The sequence below is a fragment of the Streptomyces sp. NPDC048623 genome, from assembly GCF_040650755.1.
GTDB lineage: Bacteria > Actinomycetota > Actinomycetes > Streptomycetales > Streptomycetaceae > Streptomyces.
The window spans coordinates 23,360-47,657 of record NZ_JBEZHV010000020.1 but is presented as its reverse complement, the minus strand read 5'-3'; the positions used below and the strand labels follow the sequence as shown (position 1 = coordinate 47,657).

The window sequence follows — 24,298 nt, the reverse complement described above, 5'->3', positions numbered from 1 at the left end:
AGGGAAACCGGGAAGCGGGCGATTCTGGGCGCGGCTGCGGTTTCCGCATATCGGACACCCGGTTCCGTCCGGATGCTTGGTCGGTTCAGCTTGTCAGTCGATCTTTCAATCATCGGCATGCGTCCGATTCGACCCGCTCAATGCAAGGCTATGATCGCTCAGGTGAGCGGATTCCGGTCTTCCAGATGTGGAAATCGCAGCATTTAACGTCGAGTTCATGACTCAGGTGGAAGTGCGGCCCCTGGCCGGAGACACGGTGAGGGGCGTCCCGGCGCAGGGCGGCACCGACGGCGTGCGCGGCAAGGGCCTCGGCGGCAACTCCGTCGGCCTGCTCGGCAGCGCCGTCATCGGCATCTCCACCGTCGCCCCCGTCTACTGCCTGACCTCCACGCTCGGCTCCACCGCCGGCGAGGTGGGCCTGCAGATGCCCGCCGTCTTCCTGGCGGGCTTCCTGCCGATGCTGCTCGTCGCATTCGCGTACCGCGAGCTCAACAAGGTCATGCCGGACTGCGGCACCTCCTTCACCTGGACGGTGAAGGCCTTCGGTCCCAAGCTCGGCTGGATGTGCGGCTGGGGCCTGGTGATCGCCACGATCATCGTGCTGTCCAACCTGGCCGGCGTCGCCACTTCGTACTTCTGGCTGCTCGCCGGGGAGATCACCGGCAACCCCGCTGTCGCGGCCCTGGACGACGACAAGGCCGTCCACATCGTCACCTGCCTCGCCCTGATCGCCGCGGCGACCGCGATCAGCTACCGCGGCATGACCGCCACCAAGGGCGTGCAGTACGCCCTCGTCGGCCTCCAGCTCCTCGTCCTCGCCGTCTTCGTCGGGATGGCGCTGTCGAAGGCCGGCTCCTTCGGGGCCCCCGAGACCTCGGTCGACTTCTCCTGGTCCTGGATGAACCCCTTCGCGGTGCAGTCCTTCGCCGCGTTCACCGCCGGGCTCTCGCTGTCGATCTTCATGTACTGGGGCTGGGACACCTGCCTGACCACCAACGAGGAGACCATCGGGAGCGCGAAGACCCCCGGCCGCGCCGCCCTCATCGCCATGGGCGTCCTGGTCGGCTCGTACCTCGCCACCGGCATCGCCGCGCAGATGGTCGTCGGCTCCGGCGGGCAGGGCCTCGGCCTCGCCAACCCGGAGACCTCCGACAACGTCTTCGCCGCCCTGGCCGGCCCCGTCATGGGCCCCGCCCTCGGCATCCTGCTCTTCGTCGCGGTGCTCGCCTCGGCCGCCGCCAGCCTCCAGACCACCTTCATCCCGGTGGCCCGCACGGTCCTGGCCATGTCCGCGTACGAGGCCCTGCCCGCCTCGTACGCCAGGGTCCACCCGCGCTTCAAGACCCCCGGCCGGGCGACGATCGTGGCCGGTGTCGCCACCGGCGCGTTCTACACGGTGATGACGCTGGTCAGCGAGCACGTCCTGGTCGACACGATCTACGCGCTCGGCCTGATGATCTGCTTCTACTACGCCCTGACCGCCTTCGCCTGCGTCCGGTACTTCCGCCGCGAGCTGACCTCGTCCCTCCGGGACCTGGTCTTCAAGGGCCTGTTCCCGCTGCTCGGCGGGCTGCTCCTGTCGGCGGTCTTCGGCAAGACGCTGTACGACATGTGGGACCCGGCCTACGGCTCCGGCTCCGGCTCCGCGGTCCTCGGCGTCGGGTCGGTGTTCGTGATCGGCGTCGGGCTGCTGCTGCTCGGCGTGGTGATCATGCTGGTGATGCGCGCGAAGAGCCCGGCGTTCTTCCGGGGCGAGGTGCTCACCAAGGAGACCCCGTCGCTGGTGGTCGAGGACTGATGGACTCCTCGGCCGTCCGGTGACGGAAACGACGAGGTGGCGGGCCCGTGGGGGGTCCCGCCACCTTCGTCGTCCGTGCCCGTGGCTCAGTGCTGCCCGGGGAGCAGGCCCTCCACCAGCTTGTTGGCGCCCGGCATCTGGTCGGCGGAGGCCGGCTTCGCCTTGGGCATGAGGACGCCGCTCAGCGGCACCACGGAGGGCAGGTTGGCCCCGCCGGTGTCGGCGGCGGCCGTCCCGGCGGCGGCGAGGCCACCGGCCACGGCACCGGTCACGGCGAAGGAGGTCAGGGCGACGGCGGTGAGGATCTTCTTCATGCCGCGTGAACGTGGTTCGGGCGGCTCGGGTTACGCACCGCGGCCCTGTGCCCGACGAGATCCGGGAGTGGGCGCGCGCGGTGTTCGACGAGGTCTTCGCGGAGGCGGACGCGGAGGACGGTGGGCGGCCCGCCGCAGATTGACCGCCGGGTGGGCTACCCGGCCTGCTCCGCAGGTTCCGCGATCAGCGCCGTGCCCACCGTGCGGAAGCCCACGCGGGCGTAGAGGCGGGCCACCGTCGCGTCCGTGGCGGAGAGGAAGACCGTCTCGGCGCCGTGGGCACGGGCGTCGGCGACGAGGGCGGCGGTGACCGCGAGGCCCAGGCCGCGGCGGCGGGCGTCCGGGCGGGTGCCGACGCCGACGACCTCGGTGACCGGGCCCACGGGCTGGTGCTGGCCCGCCGCGAGGGCGGCGCCGGAGGCGTCGAAGGCGGCCGCGAGGCGGGTGAGGCCGGCCTCGATCCGGGCCGCGACCTGGGCGGCCGCACCCGGGGTGGGGGTGGCGCCGAAGGCGGCGTACGGGGCGGCGACCGCGCTCTCCAGGCCCGGGTCGGCCGGGCCGACCATGCGGACGGTGACGTCCGTCGGCGGGGCCGGGACGGTGTCCGCGTCCGCCTCCGCCGTCAGGACCATCAGCGGATGCTCGTGCACCACGAGCCCGCTCGCCTCGACCGCCGCCCGCAGCCCCGGCGTCGTCTCCGCGACCCACTCGAACGCCTCCGGCACCCCCAGCTCCCGCTGCCGTGCCCGCACCTTCTCCACCACCGCCGCCGTCAGCTCGCCGCCGTGCCCGAGCGCGGGCCGCGCGTAGTACGGCCACCCCGCCCCCTCCCGTACGAACAGGGTCAGCGGCCCGAAATCCTCGGCGCGGGCGGCGGACCTGGGCACGGAGTCGTAGTAGCTCTCAAGGCGCTTCAGCATGCGGGCTACCGTACGCAGACCGACAACGGGGGGACACATGAATTCGACGAGCCACACCTGCCCGGGCTGCGGGCGGGACGACCTGGTGCAGGCGGTGCCCGCCGCGTACCTGGCCGGCCGGGACGCGGTCACCAGCCGCGAGCGGAACAGCGACGGGGACATGCGGACGGTGACGCGGCGGGTGACGACCGCACTGTCCGAGGCGCTGGCGCCGATGCCGGAGGCGCCGACGTACGGGCTCGGCTGCCTTGGCGTGTTCGCCGGCCTGGTCGCCGTCGGCACCTTCCTGGGCTGGGTGTTCGCGGGGAGGGCGTTCGAGGAGGTGCCCGACGGGGCGTACGGGTACTTCGGGGGACCGCCGCCCCGTCTCGGCCCCGATCCCGATCTCGCGTTCCTGGGATGGGTCTCGGGGCTCGCCCTGTGCGCCGCCCTCCTCGTGACCGGCGTCCTGGTCCGCCGCCGGGCGGCGTTCGTCCATCAGACCCGCGGCCGCCACCGGGCCGAGGAGCTGTGGTCGCACGGCTGGTACTGCCACCGCTGCGGCACCGTCCACCTCCGGGACGTCCCCGGCGAGGACGTCCGGCCGCTCACGCTGCAGGCCTTCCGGGAGCGCGTGTGGGAGCGGGGCGGCTACGGGGACCTGGCCGCGCACCAGCGTGCCACGGGATGATGGGGGGATGACCGAGATCCTCACGCCCCGCCTGCTGCTGCGTCGCTGGAGCGACGACGACCTCGTGCCGATGGCCGAGATCAACGCCGACCCCGAGGTCATGCAGTGGATCGGCGACGGTTCCGTACGCGACCTGGAGCAGACCGCCGAGGCCATCGAGCAGATCGAGGAGCACTGGGACGAGGAGGGCTTCGGGCTCTTCGCCGTCGAGCTGCTCGGGTCCGGGGAGCTGATCGGGTTCACCGGGCTCGCCGTGCCGGAGTTCCTGCCCGAGGTGCTGCCCGCCGTCGAGATCGGCTGGCGGCTCGGACGGCCCTACTGGGGCCAGGGGTACGCCTCCGAGGCCGCGCACGCGGCCCTGGAGTTCGGGCTCCAGGACCGCGGGCTCGACCGGGTGATCAGCATCGCGCGGATCGGGAACACCCGCTCGGAGAACGTGATGCGCAAGCTCGGCATGGTCCCGGAGCGGGAGACCGTCCACCCGGTGTACGGGCACCCGCTGCGGGTTCACGCCATCGACCTCACCGAGTACCAGGCGTGACCGCTCAGGCGACTCCGGAGGCGTCCAGGAAGACCGGGTTCGTGAAGGCCGCGAGCGCGCCCGGGAACGGCGGCGCCGTCACCGGGTGGCGGACCTCCGCCCGTACATAGGTCGCGTACGCGGCCGTGGTCGTCCACTCCGTGGTGTCCACGCCCTGCGCGGTGTGCAGGACGCCCTGGTCCGTGACCAGGCGGAGGGTCCCGCCGGCGGGCGCGCCGGTGACCCGCAGCCGCGCCGTCACCGGCTCGTCCGCCGGGACGGTGAGGCGCTCGCCGAGCCCGGCCGAGCGCCCGCGCGCGTCCGTCAGCGTGAAGTCCACGGACACCGCCGCCGACTCGGCGACGTACGACCGACCCGCCCGCAGCCCGTCGAGGATCGCCTCCCGGCTCAGCTCGTCGGCCAGGACCACGGTCTGCGGGGTACCGACCCGGTCCGGGTCCCGGTGCGCGTCGCTGTTCCCCATCGCCGGCGTCCAGCGCCCCCGGACGAGGGCCCCGTCCCAGCCCGCCAGGGCGACCTCGTCGTCCGGCGTGTAGGGGCCGTTCCAGACCTCCACCGCGTCCGCGTCGCCGAAGCCGAACTTCCAGGCGCAGCCGATGCAGGTGGCCTGCGGATGCGCGGGCACGACCAGACCGCCCGCCCGGCGGATCTCGCGGGCGAAGCGGCCGAAGCGGTTCTCGCGGGCCCGGTAGCGCCAGTCGACGAAGGTGCCGGGGTCGGTGCCGAGGGCGAGGACGTGCCCGTTGCGGGTGGTGACCTCCTCGCCGAGCAGGATCAGCAGGTCGTCGCCGGCGAGGTCGGCCCACGCGCCGTGCGCGGCATGCGTGTTGTGCTCCGTCGTGGCCAGGAAGTCGAGCCCGGCGGCGCGGGCGAGGGCGGCGACCTCGGCGGGGGTGCGGCGCCCGTCGGAGTACACCGTGTGCAGATGGCAGTCGCCCCGGTACCAGGTCCGGCCCCGGCCCCGCGCCCGCTCGGGCGGGTACACCGGGCGTACGGCGGGCGCGGCCGGCCCGAGGCGGAGGGTGATCGTCACCGTGTACGCGAGCCCCTGCGGCGCCACGGTGTACGGGCCGAGGGCCACGTACCAGGTCCCGGCCCGCAGCGGCCCCGCCACATACCCGGGCGTGGCGTCGTCGGCGCGGACGAAGAACTCCTTGCGGGCGCCGCCCGACCAGCCCCGGAAGCCCTTGCCGCCGAGGTCGGTGCCGCGCTGGTCGAAGAGGCCGATGTCGAGGGCGTTGCCCTGGGTGCCGGCGGGCACGGCGGGCCGCTCGTAGGCGTAGGCGACGTGCAGTTCGCGTACGCCGTGCGGCAGTTCCACGGGGAGGTACACGAAGTCGGGGGAGCCGGGCGGCAGGGTGCCGCGCACGGTGCGGGTGAGGACACCGTCGGTCGCGGGATCGGTGTCGCCGTCGGCGGCATGGGCGAAGCTCACGGTGCCCAACGTAAACGCGGTCGCCGCGCCCGTCATGAGGAGCGCGCGTCGAGTCGTATCCGTCATGCCCATGACTGTCCCGCGGGCGCGTGAACGCCGGAACAACACGAGCGGCACCTCCGTGGGGGAGCGGCGGAATCCGGCCGTACGCAGCTCGCGCCCGCACGCCCCTCGGAATTCCGCGCCCCACCCCCTACCGTGCCCCCCATGCGGATCTCGACCACGATCTTCCTGACCGACGAGACCATCTCCCCCGTACGCCTCGCCCGCGCCCTCGAAGAGCGCGGCTTCGGCGGGCTCTACCTCCCGGAGCACACCCACATCCCCGTCTCCCGGGAGTCCGACTACCCGTTCGGCGGCGAACTGCCCCGCGAGTACGGCCGCACCCTCGACCCCTTCGTGGCGCTCGCCCAGGCCGCCGCCGTCACCGAGGAGCTGCGCCTGGGCACCGGCATCACGCTGGTCGCCGAGCACGACCCGGTCGCCCTCGCCAAGACCGTCGCGAGCCTCGACCACCTCTCCGGCGGGCGCTTCACCCTCGGCGTCGGCTTCGGCTGGAACCGGGAGGAGGCCGCCGACCACGGCGTCGAGTGGGCGACCCGCCGCGAACGGACCCGGGACGCCGTGCACCTGATGCGCGCGCTGTGGGCCGCCGAACCCACGGCGTACGAGGGCGGCTTCGGGCACTCCGTACGGGCCTCGGAGGCCTGGCCGAAGCCGGCGGGCGGCGCGCCGCGCACACTGGTCGGCGGGGCGGCGGGGCCGAAGCTGTTCTCGCACGTCACGGAGTACGCCGACGGCTGGATGCCCATCGGCGGCCGCGGCCTCTCCGCGAACCTGCCCTTGCTGCGGCAGGCCTGGGAGCGTGCGGGCCGCGCCCCGGAGTCACTCCAGGTCGTCCCGTACGCGGTCCACCCGAACCCCGGCAAGCTCGCCCACTACGAGGAGCTGGGGTGCGAGGAGGTGGTCCTCCAGTTGCCGCCGGGCGGCGAGAAGGAGGTGCTGGACGTCCTCGACGCATACGCCCGGTACCTCTGAGGCGCTCGCTCGTATGCTCGGTCCATGACGGATCACCAGGCAGGACGACCCACCGAGAACGCCATGCGTCGTGCCCTCAAGCGGGCACGGGACGGGGTCGCGCTCGATGTCGCCGAGGCCGCCGTGCTGTTGCGGGCGCGGGGGAGCGATCTGGACGACCTGGTCGCCTCCGCCGGGCGGGTGCGGGACGCGGGCCTTGAGGCCGCCGGGCGGCCGGGGGTCATCACGTACTCGAAGAGCGTCTTCATACCGCTCACCCGGCTGTGCCGGGACAAGTGCCACTACTGCACCTTCGTGACCGTGCCGGGCAAGCTGCGCCGCGCCGGGCACGGCATGTTCATGTCGCCGGACGAGGTCCTCGACATCGCCCGGCGCGGCGCCGCGCTCGGCTGCAAGGAAGCCCTCATCACCCTCGGCGACAAGCCCGAGGACCGCTGGCCCGAGGCCCGCGAGTGGCTGGACGCGCACGGCTACGACGACACCATCGCGTACGTACGGGCCATGTCGATCCGCATCCTGGAGGAGACCGGGCTCCTGCCGCACCTCAACCCCGGGGTGCTCTCCTGGACCGACCTCCAGCGGCTCAAGCCCGTCGCGCCCTCGATGGGCATGATGCTGGAGACCACCGCGACCCGCCTGTGGTCCGAGCCCGGCGGCCCGCACCACGGTTCCCCGGACAAGGAACCCGCCGTCCGGCTGCGGGTCCTGGAGGACGCGGGACGTTCCTCCGTCCCCTTCACCTCCGGCCTGCTGCTCGGCATCGGCGAGACGCCGGAGGAGCGCGCCGAGTCGCTGTTCGCGCTGCGCCGGATCGCCCGCGCCTACCACGGCATCCAGGAACTGATCATCCAGAACTTCCGTGCCAAGCCGGACACGGCGATGCGCGGCATGCCGGACGCCGAACTCGACGACCTGGTCGCCACGGTGGCCGTCGCCCGCCTCATCATGGGCCCCGCCGCCTGCCTCCAGGCCCCGCCCAACCTCGTCGACGCCGAGTACGAGCGCCTCATCGCCGCCGGCATCGACGACTGGGGCGGGGTCTCCCCGCTCACCATCGACCACGTCAACCCCGAACGCCCCTGGCCGAAGATCGAGGAGCTCGCCGGGCGCTCGCGCGCCGCCGGCTTCGAGCTGCGCGAACGCCTCTGCGTCTACCCGGAGTTCGTACGGCGCGGCGAGCCGTGGCTGGATCCGCGGATCGTGCCGCACGTGCGGGCCCTCGCCGACCCGGACACCGGCCTCGCCCGCCCCGACGCGCCGGTCCACGGCCTGCCCTGGCAGGAGCCCGACGAGGCGTTCCAGGCCGAGGGCGGAACCGGCCGCACCGACCTGCACCGCACCATCGACACGACCGGCCGCACCGCCGACCGCCGCGAGGACTTCGACCACGTCTACGGGGACTGGGAAGCTCTCCGCGAGGCCGCCGCCCCCGGCATGGTGCCCGACGCCCGCGCGCCCGAGCGCATCGACAGCGACCTGCGGGAAGCGCTCGGCACGGCCGCCGACGACCCGACCCGCCTCACCGACGCACAGGCCCTCACCCTGTTCCACGCCGACGGACCGGCCCTCGACGCCCTGTGCGCGGTCGCGGACGACGTCCGCAGGTCCGCCGTCGGCGACGACGTCACGTACATCGTCACGCGCAACATCAACTTCACCAACGTCTGCTACACCGGCTGCCGCTTCTGCGCCTTCGCCCAGCGCCGCACCGACGCCGACGCCTACACCCTCTCCCTCGACCAGGTCGCCGACCGGGCCGCCCAGGCCTGGGACGTCGGCGCCGTCGAGGTCTGCATGCAGGGCGGCATCCACCCCGACCTGCCCGGCACGGCCTACTTCGACATCGCGAAGGCCGTGAAGGAGCGCGTGCCCGGCATGCATGTGCACGCCTTCTCACCGATGGAGGTCGTCAACGGCGCCGCCCGCACCGGCCTCTCGATCCGCGAGTGGCTGACCGCCGCCAAGGAGGCCGGCCTCGACTCGATCCCGGGCACGGCGGCGGAGATCCTGGACGACGAGGTCCGCTGGGTGCTCACCAAGGGCAAACTGCCCACCGCCACCTGGATCGAGGTCGTCAGCACCGCCCACGAGCTCGGTCTCCGCTCCTCCTCGACCATGATGTACGGGCATGTCGACCAGCCCCGGCACTGGCTCGGCCATCTGCGCACCCTGGCCGGCATCCAGCAACGGACCGGCGGCTTCACGGAGTTCGTGACCCTCCCCTTCATCCACACCAACGCGCCCGTCTACCTGGCCGGCATCTCCCGCCCCGGCCCGACCACCCGCGACAACCGCGCGGTCACCGCCATGGCCCGGCTGCTCCTCTACCCGTACATCCCGAACATCCAGACCAGTTGGGTGAAACTGGGCACGGAGGGCGCCGCCGCGATGCTGCGCTCGGGTGCCAATGACCTCGGCGGCACCCTGATGGAGGAGACCATCTCCCGGATGGCGGGCTCCGGTTACGGCTCGTACCGCTCGATCCGCGACCTGGAGGCCATCGCCGAGGCGGCCGGCCGCCCCGCCAGGCCGCGCACCACGCTGTACGGCGAGGTCCCGGAGGAGCGGCAGCGCACGGCCCGCGCCTCGGACGGGCACCTGCCGGAGCTGCTTCCGCTGCTGCCGGTGCCGCCCTCGGAGTAAACCTGGTCAAAAACGGCCTGAAGGGCGCCAGATCACATAACGTTCCCGCCCCCGAACGCGCGCATCCGGTCTATTACAGTGCTGAGAGTGCCGAACAGACCGGTCGGTAACGCGGGGGAGGGCACGTCGTGACCACCACAGCCGCGGTCGTGTGGGGCCGCACCGAACAGCAGGACTTCCGCTCACGGGTCCGCGGCTGCCTCCTCGGCGGCGCCGTCGGCGACGCGCTCGGCGCCGGGTCCGCTGCCCGCACCCTCGCCGAGCTGCGGGCCGCGCACGGCCCCGAGGGCCTGGCGGAGCCCGCCCCCGCCTACGGGCGCCGGGGCGCCGTCACCGCCGCCACCCAGATGTCCCTGTTCACCGTCGACGGCCTGATCCGCGCCCAGGTCCGCCGCGACACCGGCCACTGGCACCCGCCCAGCGACGTGCACCGGGCGCATCTGCGCTGGGCCGCGACCCAGCGCGAGTGGGGCCCCGACGAGCGGCGCACCGACCTCGGCTGGCTGGCCCGCGAGGAGTGGCTCTACGCCCGCCGGGACCCGGCCAGGGCCTGCCTCACCGGCCTCGGCGACGAGACGCTCGGCACCCTGGACCGGCCCAAGAACCCGCGGGCCGCCGACAGCGGCGCCCTGGTCCGCTCGGCGCCCTTCGGGCTGCTCGTCGGCTGGGAGCCGCAGCTGGTGTGCCAGCTCGCGGTGGAGTGCGCGGCGCAGACGCACGGCGACCCCGCCGCGTATCTCGCGGCCGGCGCGCTCGCGGTCGTCGTGCACGGCCTGGCCCGGGGCGGCAGCGTCGACGCGGCCGTCACCACCGCGCTCGCCCAGCTCGCCCCGCGCCCCGGCCACGAGCCGGTGACCGCGGCACTGCGGGCCGCGCTCGACGCCGTACGCCAGGGGACGCCGGACGCGGAGCGGGTGACCGCGCTCGGGGCGGCCGAGGACCGCGCCGAGGGACAGCTGGCGGCCGCCGTGTACTGCGCGCTCGTCGGCGAGGACGTCCGGCACGGGCTGCGCCTCGCGGTCAACCACGACGGCCCGTCGGCGGCCACCGGCAGCGTCACCGGGGCCCTGCTCGGCGCCCTGCACGGCGAGACGGCCCTCCCGCCGGCCTGGGTGGCCGAACTGGAGGGCCGCGCGACGGTCCTGGCGCTCGCGGACGACTTCGCGATGGAGATGACGCAGGGGGCGGCCCTGCACAACCCGGCCGACCTGTCGTCGGCCTGGCTGACCCGCTACCCGAGGGGCTGACCCGCCCGGTCGCCGGACCCCTGAGTCGGCAGGGCCACGGAACCGTCTCCGCCGCCTCCGCCGTCTCCGCCGCCGATCCGGTCGAGCAGCGCGTCGCGCTCCGGCGTCGCCTCGGGCTTCACGTACCCGATCAGGACGTACAGGACGAGCGAGGTGGCGAGCGGCGCGACGATCTGGATCTGCAGCTCGACGCCGTCCAGGCCGTAGTTGGTGAGCCAGAAGGCGAAGAGGCCGGCCGCCCAGGAGACGAGCGCCGCCGTCGGGCCCGACTTACGGAAGGCGCGCAGCAGGCCGAGCATGAAGGGGATCGCGATCGGCCCCATGAGTCCGGCGACCCACTTGATGACGACGGTGATGATGTCCTTGAAGGTGGGGGAGTTGACCTGGGTGGCGACCGCCATCGACAGGCCGAGGAAGGCGATCGTCGACCAGCGGGCGGCGACCAGGCCGGCCCGCTGGGTCCAGCTCCGGGCCGCCTTGCTCAGCACGGGCGCGATGTCGCGGGTGAAGACGGCCGCGATGGCGTTGGCGTCGGAGGAGCACATGGCCATGGTGTGCGAGAAGAAGCCGACGACGACCAGCCCGAGCAGGCCGTGCGGGAGGAGTTGTACGGTCATCAGCGCGTACGCGTCGGAGGCGTCCGGCTTCGTCGGGTGGACGAGCAGCGGCGCGCACCACATGGGGAAGAAGAGGACGAGCGGCCAGATCAGCCAGAGGACGGCGGAGAGCCGGCCGGAGCGGGTGGCGGCGCGGGCGTCGGGCGTGGCCATGTAGCGCTGGGCCTGGTTCCACATGCCGCCGTTGTACTCGAAGGTCTTGATGAAGAGGTACGCGAGGAGGAAGGTCAGCGTGTACGGGCCGGCCGTCGGCGCGGTGTGCCCCTGGAGCTCGGGCCGGTCCCACACGGTCCACAGCGCGTCGATCCCGCCGAGCTTGCCGAGCACGGCGACCAGCATCGCGATCCCGGCGAGGAACTGGATGGCGAACTGGCCGAGTTCGGTGAGCGCGTCGGCCCACAGGCCGCCGACCGTGCAGTAGATGCCGGTGATGACCCCGGTGATGAGGATGCCCTGGTCGAGGGAGATCCCGGTGAAGACGGAGAGCAGGGTGGCGATGGCGGCCCACTTGGCGCCCACGTCCACGATCTTGAGCAGCACGCCGGACCAGGCGAGGGCCTGCTGGGTGGGCAGGTTGTAGCGGCTCTTCAGGTACTCCAGCGGGGAGGCCACATGGAGCCGGGAGCGGAGCCGGTTGAGGCGGGGCGCGAAGAGGTGGGCGCCGACGGCGATGCCGAGGGCGATGGGGAAGGACCAGGTGACGTAGGAGGTGATGCCGTAGGTGTAGGCGATGCCCGCGTAGCCGGTGAACATCACCGCGCTGTAGCCCGACATGTGGTGCGAGATGCCGGACAGCCACCAGGGCATGCGCCCGCCGGCGGTGAAGAAGTCCGAGACGTCGTCCACGCGCTTGTGGGACCAGACTCCGATCGCGACCATGACGCCGAAATAGCCGATGAGTACGGCCCAGTCGAGGCTGTTCATTGCGCGCCCTCCATGAGGTCCGGTCCACCTTGTGAACGCCGTTCATCGTGTGGGGAGTTGGAGGGCGGGGACAATGCGGGGGAAGGTCAAGGGGTGGTAAAATCGTTCTGTTTGCTGACCTCTGTTCATGTCCGTGAATGCGTGAGTCCGTACCTCCTGCAAGCCGAAGGCCCCGGCCCGGCGTGAGGTCACGCCGGGCCGGGGCCTTCGGTCATCGGATCAGGCGATGGAGGTGGGCCAGTTGTTGGGCAGGTCGCTGTACTCGCGCGTGGCGAAGGGGGCGCTCCAGCTGCCCGTTCCCTTGTACAGGTACGCGGAGGTGTCGCGGGCGTTGGCGGCGTACAGGTCCGGGCGTCCGTCGCGGTCGGCGTCGCCGATGCCGACGAGGTGGCTGTAACCGCCCCAGCCGGCGCCGATCTTGATGCGCGGCGCGAAGGTGCCGTCGCCCTTGCCGAGGTAGAGCCAGAGGACGCCGGACGTGTCGCGGGCGACGAGGTCGCCGGCGGCGGCGCCGGCGATGTTGCCGGTGGCGGTGATCTGGTTGTAGCCGTTCCAGCCCGTGCCGATCTTCACCCGCTGCGCGTAGGGGGCGCTCCAGCTGCCGGTGCCCTTGTAGAGCCACATGGCTCCCGCGGTGTCGGTGGCGACGAGGTCGGCCTTGCCGTCGCCGTTGAGGTCGCTGCCGGCGGCGATCTTGTTGTAACCGCCCCAGCCCGTACCGATCTTGTAGCGGCCGGCGAAGGTGCCGTCGCCCTTGCCGAGGTAGTGCCACAGGACGCCGGACGTGTCGCGGGCGACGATGTCCGCGTGAGCGGCTCCGGCGATGTTGCCGGCGGACTCGATCAGGTTGTAACCGCCCCAGCCCGTGCCGATGAGCTTCTGCTCCCCGGACGACAGACGGTGGTTGATGCGGTCGTACCAGGTGTCCACGCGCCACAGCCCGCCCTTGCTGTCGCGCATGAGCACGTCCGGGGAGCCGTTGTCGTTGAAGTCGTGCGGCGCGGCCTTGCGGACGACCTTGAACGTGCCGGAGGCGACCAGGTTCGGGCCGATGCCGTTCATCGGCTCGGCGTTGACCTCCCAGGTGTAGTCGCCGTTGTAGGCGCTCTCGAACCTGCCGTCGTTGAGGAGGCCGTCCCAGTCGAGGCGTACGACCCCGTTCTCCGGCTGGGTGAAGGTGAAGCTGAAGATCTTGCCGGTGCGGACGTGGCGCAGGGTGATCCGGGCGTGCACGTTGTACCGGGAAAGCGTCCACTCGAGCTGCGCGTGCCCCCGGTTCTGGTCGAGGTCGATCACGGCGGGGACCTTGGAGCCCAGCAGGGCGACCTTGGTGGACTCGCCGCTGCTCGCCACGAGTGTGACGGTCGGGGCGGCGCCGTCGGTGCCGGGGGTGATCCGGTAGAGGCCCTCGCCCTGCTCGACCGTGCCACCGCGCACGATCTGGGCGCCGTCGGGGGCGACGGCGGCCGTGAGGGTGTGGTCGAGGAGCTTACGGGTGGTGGTGCCGTCCTTCAGGCTGCGCGCCGTCAGGGCGTGCAGCGGGTTCTTCTCGATGTCGTCGAGGCCGCTGCGCGTGCCGTACGTGACCCAGTCGCCGACCAGGCCGACCTCGATGTCGCGCCGCCAGGCCTTGCCGATCGGCGTCTTCCGGGTCTCCTTGGTGGCGCGGTCGACGGTCACCACCGTGGCGACGCGCTCCGCGTCGTACTCGACCCAGGCGAGGTGCGTCGCCGAGAGGGCCATGTCGCCCTGGTCGGAGGCCTGGTACGTCTCGGTCACCGTGTTCGTGGCGAGGTCGATCGTGGCCGCCATGAACTTCTGGTCCGCCGTACCCGAGCCGGTGGTGTAGGTCAGCAGCGCGTGCTCGGCCGTGCCGGGCTGGACGTGGACCTTCGTGGCGTCTCCCGGCATGCCGACGGTCATCTTGCCCGTCGCGCCGACGGCGTTCATGTGGAGGATCCGGTCCCCGTACGCGTTGAACATCGTCGTGAACAGGGCCTTGCCCGCCGCCCCCGCGTACGTGACGTCGCCGCTCAGCTGCACCGAGCGCAGCTTCTGCCCGGTCCCCATGTCGATGAGGTCGGCTCCGGCGCTCCCGGCGAGGTTCCAGCTGTGGGCCACGATGTCGCCCGAGCCGGTGCTCTCGACCGTGCCGATCCAGTTCAGCTCCTGCGGGGCGGAGCCGTCCGCCGGAACCCAGTACCGGGTCTCGGAGTAGGCCTCCTCGCCGTAGGGCGGGGTCCGGGTGAGGGTCAGGTAGCCGTGGGCGCCCGCGCCGAAGATGGTGCTCTTCTTCGGGAACGGCGCGACGTCGGTCGTCGTCGCGGCCGCTTCCGTCGTGCCCTCGGCGGCGGGGGCGGCGATCGCCGGGGCGGTCAGCGCGCTCGCGCCGACGGTGACGGCGAGCACGGTGACGACGGCTGCGGTGAGCCGGCGGCGGGCAGGACGCGCGTGGGACAAAGTGTGTTCTCCTCCGGAAGACCAGGCACAGCACAGCATGGGGGGCGCCGGGTCAGACTCTTGATCACCGGAAGGGGTTGTACACGCGTTCGACGCTTCCGGCGAGTCCTTTTATCACACGAGGGCGCGTTCCGGTGGCTGCGGCGGTGTTCCGGGCAAGGCGGAGCCCCCTCGGCCAGGACGGCGGACCGGTCGAGAGGGCTCGTTCCTCCGCGCTGCACGGAGGGGGTGCAGCGGGTGCTGCGGGTGGTGCGAGGGCGGCGCGGGGTCACAGGGCCCCGGCGCTCACCTCGCCCACGAACGCGTTCCACGAGCCCGGTCCGAAAGAAATCGAAGGGCCCTCGGGGGCCTTCGAGTCCCGCACGTCGATCGCGCTCACGACGGGGGACTTGACCTCGACGCAGGCGCCGTTGCCGCCGGAATACGAGGACTTCGTCCAGCTGTCCGTGCCGCCCTGAATAATCGCCATTCTTCTCAACTCCGGTTCATCGAGTGCGAATACTGCCAGTAGGTGATGCGCCAAGGTTCTTGCTTGCTTTGGCGTGATCGACGCTACTCGCCCGGCCCCGTCGTACGGGACCGTCGTTCACTCGACCGGATGGCATATTCCACGTGGACTTCCGCCGAGGTGAGTCGGGGGTGTACGGTGCCTTCCCCTCCTCCCGTGCCTCCCCCGCACCCCCGTCGAATGGCGGCATTCAGCGGCGTTCAGCGGTATTCGGCCGGTGTCGCCCGTGACGCCCTATTTTCCGTCGGCGTACTCCTTGGCAATCTTCGTGACGAACTCCCGGGTGTCCTCCGCATTCAGCGCCTGTGCCCTCAAGTGCTCGTACATCACGCTGTACTTCCCGACATCCTGCGCCTTCTCCAGATAGAGGTCGCTCGTCACGCCCTCGATGTAGACGACGGAGGAGTCCGAGGTGTCCGGGAATTCCAGAATCGCGTAATGCCCGCTGATGCCCGGATGCGCACCCATGTGGAACGGCAGCACCTGCACGGTCACGTGCGGCAGGAGCGACTGCTCGACGAGGTGCTCCAACTGCTCCACCATCAGCTGTCTGTTGCCGACCACGCGGCGCAGCGCGCCCTCGTCGATGACCGCCCACAGGCGCAGCGGCCGCTCCTCGTCCTTGATGCGGTCCTGGCGGCGGGTGCGCACGGTGACCCGCTTCTCGATGTCCGCCGGGGTCGACTCGGGCAGCGCGCCGGCGATCACCGCCTCGGCGTACGTGTGGGTCTGCAGCAGACCCGGGATGATCTGCGGCTCGTACACCCGCAGGCTCTCCGCGTCCGTCTCCAGACCGATGTAGACGCTGTACGGGATGTCGCCGAAGGCGTGCCACCAGCCCTGCTGGCGCGAGTCCTTGGCCATCTGCATGAGCGAGTCGACCACCCGCTCGTCCTCGACCTCGTACACCCCGCACAGATCGCGGACGTCGCGCTGGCTGATGGACCGCCGGCCGTTCTCGAGACGGCTGATCTTCGACTGGGAGACGAGCAGGCGCTCGGCGACCTGCTCGGCCGTCATGTTCTTCGCCTCCCGGAGCCGGCGCAGCTCCTGGCCCAATCGGCGTCGCCTGACGGTGGGGTTGACATTGGACGCCACGGAAACAGCACCTCCGGCACTCGGCTGCGTAGCTGTGAGTATCTACCGCTTGGCAGACTGCCACCAAAGGTGCTGTGTGCGCTGGCGAATGACCAGACGTGAGGGTGCGCTTCCGTATGCGTGTACGTCCGCACGCGCGTACGGGACGCCTGTCCTCGACAGACGTCCCGTACACGCGGGTGCGGTGCGGAGCGGTGTGGCGCGGTGCTCTTGGGCGTGCGGGTGCGTCACATGGCGGCGCGCGCCATGGGACTGCGGCGCGGCTGGGACGGCACTCCGCCCGCGCCCGCCGCGGCGCTCCGGCGGGGCTGGGCGCCCGCGCCGTTCTGGACGTCCATGACGGCGTGCGCCACCAGACCGCCCATCGGGTCGTGCCGGATCAGGTCGCGCAGCCGGGACCGCGACGACCGTCCTTCGTTGCCGGGGTACAGGTGCTTGCCGAGACCGACCGCGTGGGCCAGTGCGGCGAGCGCCGCGGTCCGCGGGTCCGGCGGTACGCCGGTGCGGATCGCACTGTCCAGCCGGGTTCTGATCTCCCGGCTGATGGCCGTGTCCGTCGCCTGGTAGCGAGTCGTCGGCAGCACCCCGCACATCTGGCCCTCCACGGCATGCACCATGCCGCAGCGCTCCAGATGCGAGAGATACGTCTGGCGCAGCCCCAGCCGGGGCCCGCCGATCCAGTGGACTGCCCGGACCGGACTGCCGCGCCTGCGCAGCAGTTCCAGTGCGGAGTCCAGAGTCGGATCTCCGGTCGGCCGTGGCATCACCACGGCGATACGATCCCCGTCAGGGGCTATCCGTCCTGCCAGAGCCAGCTCCACTAGCTGTGCTCCGGCCAGGCCGAGGTCGAGCGACTGCGGCTGCGCTGTGGTACCCGTGGCCGGGTCCAGAGCGAGCAACAGAAGCTCCTCCGGAAGTGTTCTGCGGCTCCTGCCCATCCATGCCTCCCCGCGTGGATGAATGACAGGGTGACCCCTCTCACATTCATCTGTCGAGAGCGCCTGTGCGGTTCGTACGGGAACCGGCAGGTATGTCGTTCTCGTCTAGCACGGGAGCCAAGGGGTTCACACAGGACACTGGTAGATGGTTCGGACGTAGGCCGGACCCAGGTCGGACGTAGGCATGAGCGCATGAGCGATGGAGGAGGCACGGTGGCGGGCGAGTCCCCCGACAAGGCGGAGCAGCGGGAGAGCGCGGTCGGCGGCGACGGCAAGGACCCCCGACTGTCCGTCCTCCAGGGCCGCGTGGACGAGCCGACGGCCGTCTTCCGGACCCTGGCCCCGCGGACGGCGCCGGAGGACCAGCCGGAGGCGGACGCTTCGGAGGCCGAGCCGTCGGACGACGCCGAGCCTTCCGGGGTGGAGGACGCGGCCGTCGACGAGACGGTTGCGGACGAGGACGCGGCTGAGGCTCAGGACGCGGAGGCGGACGCGGAGGGCGGCGAGCCGCGCGAGGAGGCTCCGGAGGGCGAGGCCGAGCCGGAGACGGACGACAGGCCCGAGGCGGACGGCAAGGCCGGGGCGAAGGCCGAGGGCGAGTCGTGGTTCGCCGCGCGCAAGCCGGCCGCGCCGAAGGCGGAGGAGAAGCCCGAGCCCGAGCCCGAGCCCGAGGTCCGGCCCGAGGCCCGGCCCGAGGCGAAGGCCGAGAAGCCGGTCGACCAGCCCACCGCGGTCTTCAAGGCGTTCACGCCGCCCGCGGCGAAGGAGGAGCCGAAGGCGGACGAGCCCGCGGCCGCGGCGAAGCCCGTGGACCAGCCGACGGCCGTCTTCAAGGCGTTCACGCCGCCCGCCGCCAAGGAGGAGCCGAAGGCGGACAAGCCCGCGGCGAAGCCCGCTCCCCAGCCCGTCGACCAGCCCACCACCGCGCTGAAGCTGCCCCCGTCGACCTTCCGCCCGCTCAAGGGCGACATCACCCAGGAGCAGCCGAAGCCGGAGCCGAAGGCGCAGCCGGCCGCGCCCGCGCCCAAGCCCGCGGCCGCCGCCACCCCCGTACCGCCGTCGCCGTCGTCGTCGGCGCCGTCGGCGTCCCTCAGCGAGCCGGAGCGGACCCGGCAGCAGCCGCTGCCGCCCCGCCCGCCGCTGGAGATCCTGGCGGAGCTGACCAACACCCCGCCGCCGCCGGAGACGCCGCTGCGGACCACCTTCCGGCGACTGAAGATCTGGACCCCGCTGGTCATCCTGCTTCTGGTCGTCTTTGCGGTCGTACAGATCGTGCGCCCGCTGCCGGACCCCAAGCTGGTGCTGTCCGCGGCCCCGACCTTCACGTTCGAGGGCGGCGCGCTGCAGATGCCGTGGCCGGGCGAGGGCCAGGGCGCGGCCGAGGTCGAGGGCGTCGGTTCGCTCGGTACGTACGGCCCGCAGAAGCCGGCCCCGATCGCGAGCGTGGCCAAGACCATGACCGCGTACGTGATCCTCCGCGACCACCCGATCAAGGGGAAGGCGAGCGGTCCGGAGATCGAGGTCGACAAGACCGCCGGCGAGCAGGCGAAGGCGAAGGACGAGTCGACGGCCCCCATCAAGAAGGGCCAGACCTACTCGCAGAAGGAGCTCCTCCAGCTCCTGATGATCCCGTCCGGCAACAACGTGGCGCGGCTGCTCGCCCGCTGGGACGCCGGTTCGGAGGCCGCGTTCGTCGACAAGATGAACGCCGCCGCCAAGGAGCTGGGCATGACGGGCTCGACGTACACGGACCCGTCCGGTCTGCAGGCGACCACCGTCTCGACCCCGCTCGACCAGCTGAAGCTGGCGAAGGCGGTCATGCAGTACGACGTGTTCCGCGCGATCGTGGACATGCCGAACGTGACCATCGACGGCATCCCGACCCGGATCGAGAACAACAACACGATCCTGCTGGAGCCGGGTGTGACCGGCATCAAGACCGGTTCCTCGACCCCGGCGGGCGGCAATCTGCTGTGGGCGGCGAACACCGTCGTCGACGGCCAGAAGCGCCGCATCCTCGGCATCGTCATGGGCGCCAAGGACGCGCCGCAGCTCTGGCAGAAGCTGGATCTGGCGATCGCCAACAGCCTCAAGCTCATCCAGAAGGCGCAGGCGGACGTCACCTCCGCCGCCGTGGTGAAGAAGGGGCAGGTCGTCGGGTACGTGGACGACGGGCTCGGCGGCCGTACGCCGGTGGTGTCGACCAAGGACCTCAAGGCGGTCGGCTGGCCGGGCCTGAAGGTGGACCTGCGGCTCGACGGCGACGGGAAGAAGCTGCCGCACTCCGCCAAGGCCGGGGACGTCGTCGGCCAGGTGTCGATCGGCACCGGCACGGGCGCGGTCAGCGCGCCGGTGGCCCTGCAGAAGGACCTGGTGGAGCCGGGCTTCGGTGAGAAGCTGACCCGACTGGGGTGACCCGGTCGGGGTGACCCGGTCGGGGTGACCCCACCGGGGTGACCCGACTGGGCTGATCGGCCGGGGGGGGGGGGGGGGGCCCCCCCCGCCCCCCCGCCTGTTAGCGTTCCCTGGGGGAACGAGGAGAAGGGCAGCACGGGAGAGGGCCGCATTGAGCACCGCCGAGGGGACCCGTGAGGCCGGAGGCAAACCCGACGTGTCTTCACCTTCGCGAATAGACCTTCCCGCGCAGCGCCCGGCCGCCGACCAGCAGCCCACCACGGACTCCGAGTCGTCCACGCCTGGCAGTCGTCCCCGCCCCTGGCGGAGCAAGCGCCGCTACCCGGTGCTCGTCGCGACCGCCGCGGCCGCGCTCACCCACGTCCTGTGGTTCTTCTTCTTCGCCAACAGCGGCGGGGACCTGGCGGCGCAGGACGCCTGGGCGGAGTTCGTCGGGCGGCACCCGGACTCGGCGTACAACCTCGCCTGGTACGGCGGGATGCACCCGGTCTCGTACAGCGTCGTCTCGCCGTACGTCATGTCCGTGCTCGGCGTGCGCAGCACCATGATGATCGCGGGCACGCTGTCGGCGGCCCTGACCGCGCTGATCCTGGTGCGGGTGCGGGCGGTGCGCAATCCGATGGCGTGCGCGCTCGCCGGTGTCTTCGCCTTCCTCTGCAACGCGCTCTCCGGCCGGGTCACCTTCGGCCTCGGGATGATGTTCGCGATCGGCTCGGTCGCGGCGGTGTTCTGCTGGCCGCACCGCTGGCGCTACCACCGCTGGGCGAAGGCGGCCGTGGCCGCGCCGCTCGCCGCGCTGGCCACGGCGTGCAGCCCGGTCGCGGGTCTGTTCCTCGGCGTCGTCGCGGCGGCGCTCTTCCTCAACAAGCGGCGCCCGGGCGCGTACGCGGTCGGCCTCGCGCCGGTCGCGGTGGTGGCCCTGTCGGCGTGGCTCTTCCCGTTCTCCGGCACCCAGCCCATGTCGCTGGCGTCGACCTCGCTCCCCTTCGCCTTCGGTGTCCTGGTCTTCCTCCTGGTGCCGAAGGACTGGCGCACGGTGCGCACCGCCGCCGCCGTCTACTCGGCCGGGACCCTGCTGACCTGGCTGATCGACTCCCAGATCGGGTCGAACGTCAGCCGGCTCGTCATGCTCTTCGCGGGCGTGGCGCTGCTCGCCGCCCTCCCGTACACCCGCCCGCGGTCGCGCTGCTGGTACGCGCTGCTGCTCGCGTTCGCCGGCCTGAACGTGTGGATCGGCTTCAAGGGCGTCGACGACGTGATCCGTACGGCCCCGGACGCGTCCTGGGCGCGCGAGGTGGCGCCGCTGATCAACCAGCTCCAGGTACGGGGCGCCGAGCAGGCCCGGGTGGAGGTCGTGCCGGCCTCCAGCCACCGCGAGTCCTCCGCCCTCGCCCCGTACATCAACCTGGCCCGCGGCTGGAACCGGCAGGCGGACCTCAAGCGCAATCCGCTCTTCTACGACGACACCCTCGACGCCACGAGCTACCGGGACTGGCTCGGCCGCTGGGCCGTCCACTACGTGGTGCTGCCGACCGGCGCCCCCGATTCGGGCGCGGAGCGCGAGGCCGAACTGGTCGACGGCGGACTGCCGTACCTCAAGCAGATCTGGTCCGACGCGAACTGGCGCCTGTACGCGGTCGGCGACCCGACCCCGCTGGCCGACGCGCCCGCCCAGGTGCAGCGCGCCGAGTCCGACGAGGTCGTGCTGCGGCTCGACCGCCCGGCCCGGATCAGGATCCGCGTCCCGTACTCGCCGTGGCTGGCCCTCCTCGACGAGAACGGCGGCAAGATCGAGCCGCCGCAGGAGACGGAGGCGTCGAAGAAGGCCCGCGAGGAGGCCGACGCCTCCGGGTCCGACGTGGAGATCCCGAAGGTCTTCGCCAACGAGGAGGGCTGCCTTCTGAAGGCCGAGCCGGACGCGGAGGGCGACGAGTGGACCGAACTCGTCGCCCCGAAGGCCGGCACCTACCGCCTGGGCGCCCCGTACAAGCTCTTCCCGCGCGGCACGACCTGCCCGGAGGAGCTCCGCTGACGTCACGTCGGCGTCACTCGTACGGGGTGTTCGACGCGGGAGCGGCCCGGCCGGGGCGTCGGCGGGCATAGGGTCCGGTGCGTACGGATGGACGTGTGGACTTGGCGAGTCGGCGGTGACAGCGGTGGGCGACATGGTGGTGGACGCGCGATCGGGCGCGGAGGACGGGACGGCTGCTCCCCAGGGCAAGGGAGAGCGGCGGAAGCGCCCGATGTGGATCGAGATCCCGGTCCTGGTCGCCGTGGCGCTCGTCCTCGCCTTCCTGATCAAGACCTTCCTGCTCCAGGCGTTCCTGATCCCCTCGGGCTCGATGCAGAACACCCTCCAGCTGAACGACCGGGTCCTCGTCGACAAGCTCACCCCGTGGTTCGGCTCCGAGCCCGAGCGCGGCGAGGTCGTGGTCTTCCGCGACCCGGCCGACTGGCTGGCGAACAGCCCGGTGCCGGAGCCGAACGCCTTCCAGAACGTCCTCGGCTTCATCGGCCTGATGCCGGCGGCCGGTGAGAAGCACCTGATCAAGCGCGTCATCGGCGTCGCCGGCGACACCGTCGAGTGCACCGGTACGGGCCCCCTGAAGGTCAACGGCCACCCCCTCGACGAGCCCTACGTCTACCCCGGCAACACCCCGTGCAGCCCGGACCCGGCGGGCCAGTTCAAGGTCACCGTCCCGCCCGGCAGCCTCTGGGTGATGGGCGACCACCGCCAGGCCTCCCTGGACTCCCGCTACCACCAGAACGACCCCCACGCGGGCATGGTCCCCCTGACGGACGTCGTCGGCCGCGCGGTCGTCATCGCCTGGCCGGTCCCCCACTGGTCCACCCTCCCGGTCCCGGACACCTTCGAGCAGCCGTCCCTGACGCCCTGAACTCCCGACCCGACGACAGACAAGGGCATCCTCATGGCCATCATCGTCACCTTCGACCTCCCCGGCGCCGGCACCGAGCTCTACGACGAGGTCATCGACCGCGTCACCGGCGGCCGCGGCTTCACGACCTTCGCGGACGTCCAGAACCCGGGCCTCATCTCCCACGCGGCGGGCCCGGTCGACGGCGGCTTCCGCGTCACCGAGGTCTGGGAGAGCCCCGAGGCCCTCGAGGCCCACGCGAAGACCTTCGCCCCCCTCCTCGCCGCCCTCGGCCACGCCGACCTCCAGCCCACGATCATCCCGGCCCACAACGTCGTCGTCCGCTAGGCCGCCGAGGGTGGCCCCGCGTATCGACGGTCATTCAAAGAAGGAAGACCTCGGGGAGGGCAACTCCAACCCTCCCCCCCCCCCGAGCCCGAGGCGGAGATCCCCGAAGAGGCCCGCGCCCTCGTCGGCGCCCTGCCCCTCCTCTCGCCCGCCACGCCGCCGCCTGGCTCGACGCCGGGCACACCTCCGCCGACGTCCACGCCCGCGTCCTGCGCGGCCTGCCCGGCGGCGACACGCCCGTACACCGGCCCGGCGGGCTCGTACGGTATCTGCTGCGCGAGGTCCCACCCGTGGCACCGGAAGTACCCCGCAGCCCCCACCCCCCACCGGACCACGCCTCTCCGCTCGCATCGCCTCTGCCCGCGAATGCCACGGCAACGGGCACACCCACACCATGCTGTTCCGGCCCATTGCGGACGAGACACTGTGCCCCCAGTGCACCCCCGACCCAGCCATGCCGTCCGCGGACGCGTGACACCCGCGGGCGTACCGCCCACGCGTTTCGCCACACCCTCTCGGGCCGTGGCGAGGCATCCGGTCATCCGTACGTGGCGGAGAACAGTCGGCAGCCTCTGCCTGGGCGTCATCGGGACGTAGGGTCCGTTCGTACGCCAGGAAGTCGAGGAAGTCGGGAGTGGACGTGGGGGACTCGGCGATCGATGTGAGGTCCGACTCGGGGGACCCGGAGGACAGTCCTCGCGATGAGGCTGCACCTGCCTCCGGAAGCGGTCCGAAGCGACGTCGCTCCTTCTGGATGGAGTTACCGGTTCTCGCCGGAATCGCTCTGGTGCTGGCCTTTCTGATCAAGACGTTTCTGCTCCAGGCGTTCCTGATCCCCTCGGGCTCGATGCAGAACACCCTGCAGAAGGACGACCGGGTCCTGGTCGACAAGCTCACCCCGTGGTTCGGCTCGGAACCCGGCAGGGGTGAGGTCGTGGTCTTCCGCGATCCCGGCGGCTGGCTGGTGGGGCATCCGGTGGAGGAGCCCAACGCGGCACAGAAGTTCCTGAGCTTCATCGGACTGATGCCTGCGGCTGGGGAGCAACACCTGATCAAGCGGGTGATCGGCGTTGCCGGCGACACGGTCGAATGCGCGGGTACGGGACCGCTGAAGGTGAACGGCAAGCCGCTCACCGAGCCGTACGTGTTCCCCGGGAACACGGCCTGCAGCACGGATGCGGGCGGTCAGTTCAAGGTCACGGTGCCCAGCGGCCGTCTCTGGGTGATGGGCGACCACCGGCAGAGCTCGCAGGACTCCCGGTACCACCAGGGCGATCCCCGCGGCGGCATGGTGCCTCTGACGGACGTGGTGGGCCGTGCCGTAGTGCTCGCCTGGCCGGTAAGTCGCTGGACGACCTTGCCTGTGCCGGGCACTTTTGATCAGCCGGGTTTTGCTCCCACGCCGTGACCCCCAGGCTTGTCGCATGCAGCCGGTGCTCGTGACGCGTGCCGTTTCGACGAAGGGGAAGTGCACCGGTGAGTACATGACTCGCTGATCCCACGGGCGG

At 71.8% G+C, this 24,298-nt stretch carries 19 protein-coding genes; 11 read left to right on the top strand and 8 right to left on the bottom strand.

Features of this window, described 5'->3' with window-relative positions; genetic code table 11:
- Positions 1-217 precede the first annotated feature (217 nt).
- Entirely contained in the window at positions 218-1,798 is a 1,581-nt protein-coding gene (locus AB0C73_RS25960) for an APC family permease (protein ID WP_362534513.1), read from the top strand.
- An 86-nt stretch (positions 1,799-1,884) separates the two neighbouring features.
- Here AB0C73_RS25960 and AB0C73_RS25955 read toward each other — a convergent pair whose 3' ends face one another.
- The gene (locus AB0C73_RS25955; protein ID WP_362534510.1) at positions 1,885-2,112 is read right to left on the bottom strand and encodes a hypothetical protein; all 228 of its coding nucleotides are present in this window, start codon (positions 2,110-2,112) and stop codon (positions 1,885-1,887) included.
- A 155-nt stretch (positions 2,113-2,267) separates the two neighbouring features.
- On the bottom strand, positions 2,268-3,032 hold the full coding sequence (locus AB0C73_RS25950) for a GNAT family N-acetyltransferase (RefSeq protein WP_362534508.1): 765 nt from the start codon (positions 3,030-3,032) through the stop codon (positions 2,268-2,270).
- A 37-nt stretch (positions 3,033-3,069) separates the two neighbouring features.
- Between AB0C73_RS25950 and AB0C73_RS25945 the strand changes: the two genes are divergently transcribed.
- Together AB0C73_RS25945 and AB0C73_RS25940 are read left to right on the top strand one after the other, a co-directional pair.
- The gene (locus AB0C73_RS25945) at positions 3,070-3,702 is read left to right on the top strand and encodes a hypothetical protein (protein ID WP_362534506.1); all 633 of its coding nucleotides are present in this window, start codon (positions 3,070-3,072) and stop codon (positions 3,700-3,702) included.
- Between the two features lie 7 nt (positions 3,703-3,709).
- On the top strand, positions 3,710-4,243 hold the full coding sequence (locus tag AB0C73_RS25940; protein WP_362534503.1) for a GNAT family N-acetyltransferase: 534 nt from the start codon (positions 3,710-3,712) through the stop codon (positions 4,241-4,243).
- A 4-nt stretch (positions 4,244-4,247) separates the two neighbouring features.
- Here the strand turns inward: AB0C73_RS25940 and AB0C73_RS25935 are convergent, their stop codons facing one another.
- A complete protein-coding gene (locus AB0C73_RS25935) occupies positions 4,248-5,750 on the bottom strand; it encodes a CehA/McbA family metallohydrolase (RefSeq protein ID WP_362534502.1) in 1,503 nt (500 codons plus the stop codon).
- Positions 5,751-5,885: 135 nt separating this feature from the next.
- Here AB0C73_RS25935 and AB0C73_RS25930 point away from each other — a divergent pair, with 135 nt between their 5' ends.
- From AB0C73_RS25930 to AB0C73_RS25920, 3 genes are all read left to right on the top strand, one after another.
- On the top strand, positions 5,886-6,716 hold the full coding sequence (locus tag AB0C73_RS25930) for an LLM class F420-dependent oxidoreductase (RefSeq protein WP_362534499.1): 831 nt from the start codon (positions 5,886-5,888) through the stop codon (positions 6,714-6,716).
- Between the two features lie 24 nt (positions 6,717-6,740).
- Positions 6,741-9,359: a bifunctional FO biosynthesis protein CofGH gene (locus AB0C73_RS25925; protein WP_362534496.1), complete on the top strand. Its 2,619-nt coding sequence runs from the start codon at positions 6,741-6,743 to the stop codon at positions 9,357-9,359.
- A 128-nt stretch (positions 9,360-9,487) separates the two neighbouring features.
- Entirely contained in the window at positions 9,488-10,606 is a 1,119-nt protein-coding gene (locus tag AB0C73_RS25920) for an ADP-ribosylglycohydrolase family protein (RefSeq protein ID WP_362534493.1), read from the top strand.
- Here the strand turns inward: AB0C73_RS25920 and AB0C73_RS25915 are convergent.
- The 5 genes from AB0C73_RS25915 to AB0C73_RS25895 all read right to left on the bottom strand — a co-directional run bounded on the left by AB0C73_RS25915 (position 10,591) and on the right by AB0C73_RS25895 (position 17,151).
- Positions 10,591-12,147, bottom strand: a complete 1,557-nt coding sequence (locus tag AB0C73_RS25915; protein ID WP_362534490.1) for a sodium:solute symporter family protein — start codon at positions 12,145-12,147, stop codon at positions 10,591-10,593. The two genes, AB0C73_RS25920 and AB0C73_RS25915, sit on opposite strands and share 16 nt — an antisense overlap.
- Before the next feature lie 219 nt (positions 12,148-12,366).
- Positions 12,367-14,607 (bottom strand): VCBS repeat-containing protein, encoded by a 2,241-nt coding sequence (locus AB0C73_RS25910; RefSeq protein ID WP_362534488.1) that lies wholly within the window; start codon positions 14,605-14,607, stop codon positions 12,367-12,369.
- 268 nt (positions 14,608-14,875) lie between these two features.
- Entirely contained in the window at positions 14,876-15,076 is a 201-nt protein-coding gene (locus AB0C73_RS25905) for a DUF397 domain-containing protein (RefSeq protein WP_362534485.1), read from the bottom strand.
- Between the two features lie 273 nt (positions 15,077-15,349).
- The gene (locus AB0C73_RS25900) at positions 15,350-16,213 is read right to left on the bottom strand and encodes a helix-turn-helix transcriptional regulator (protein ID WP_362534483.1); all 864 of its coding nucleotides are present in this window, start codon (positions 16,211-16,213) and stop codon (positions 15,350-15,352) included.
- A 227-nt stretch (positions 16,214-16,440) separates the two neighbouring features.
- Positions 16,441-17,151, bottom strand: a complete 711-nt coding sequence (locus AB0C73_RS25895; protein ID WP_362534481.1) for a GPP34 family phosphoprotein — start codon at positions 17,149-17,151, stop codon at positions 16,441-16,443.
- A gap of 192 nt (positions 17,152-17,343) precedes the next feature.
- On the opposite strand from AB0C73_RS25895, the gene AB0C73_RS25890 reads away from it, so the two are divergent.
- The 5 genes from AB0C73_RS25890 to lepB (AB0C73_RS25870) all read left to right on the top strand — a co-directional run bounded on the left by AB0C73_RS25890 (position 17,344) and on the right by lepB (AB0C73_RS25870) (position 24,198).
- Positions 17,344-19,566: a serine hydrolase gene (locus AB0C73_RS25890; RefSeq protein WP_362534479.1), complete on the top strand. Its 2,223-nt coding sequence runs from the start codon at positions 17,344-17,346 to the stop codon at positions 19,564-19,566.
- 325 nt (positions 19,567-19,891) lie between these two features.
- Positions 19,892-21,598, top strand: coding sequence for an MFS transporter (locus tag AB0C73_RS25885; RefSeq protein WP_362534770.1), 1,707 nt, complete (start codon positions 19,892-19,894; stop codon positions 21,596-21,598).
- Between the two features lie 133 nt (positions 21,599-21,731).
- A complete protein-coding gene (gene lepB / locus AB0C73_RS25880) occupies positions 21,732-22,463 on the top strand; it encodes a signal peptidase I (RefSeq protein WP_362534767.1) in 732 nt (243 codons plus the stop codon).
- Positions 22,464-22,496: 33 nt separating this feature from the next.
- Complete coding sequence (locus AB0C73_RS25875) at positions 22,497-22,790, top strand: hypothetical protein (protein ID WP_362534476.1); 294 nt, start codon at positions 22,497-22,499, stop codon at positions 22,788-22,790.
- 661 nt (positions 22,791-23,451) lie between these two features.
- A complete protein-coding gene (gene lepB / locus AB0C73_RS25870; RefSeq protein ID WP_362534765.1) occupies positions 23,452-24,198 on the top strand; it encodes a signal peptidase I in 747 nt (248 codons plus the stop codon).
- Positions 24,199-24,298 lie beyond the last annotated feature (100 nt).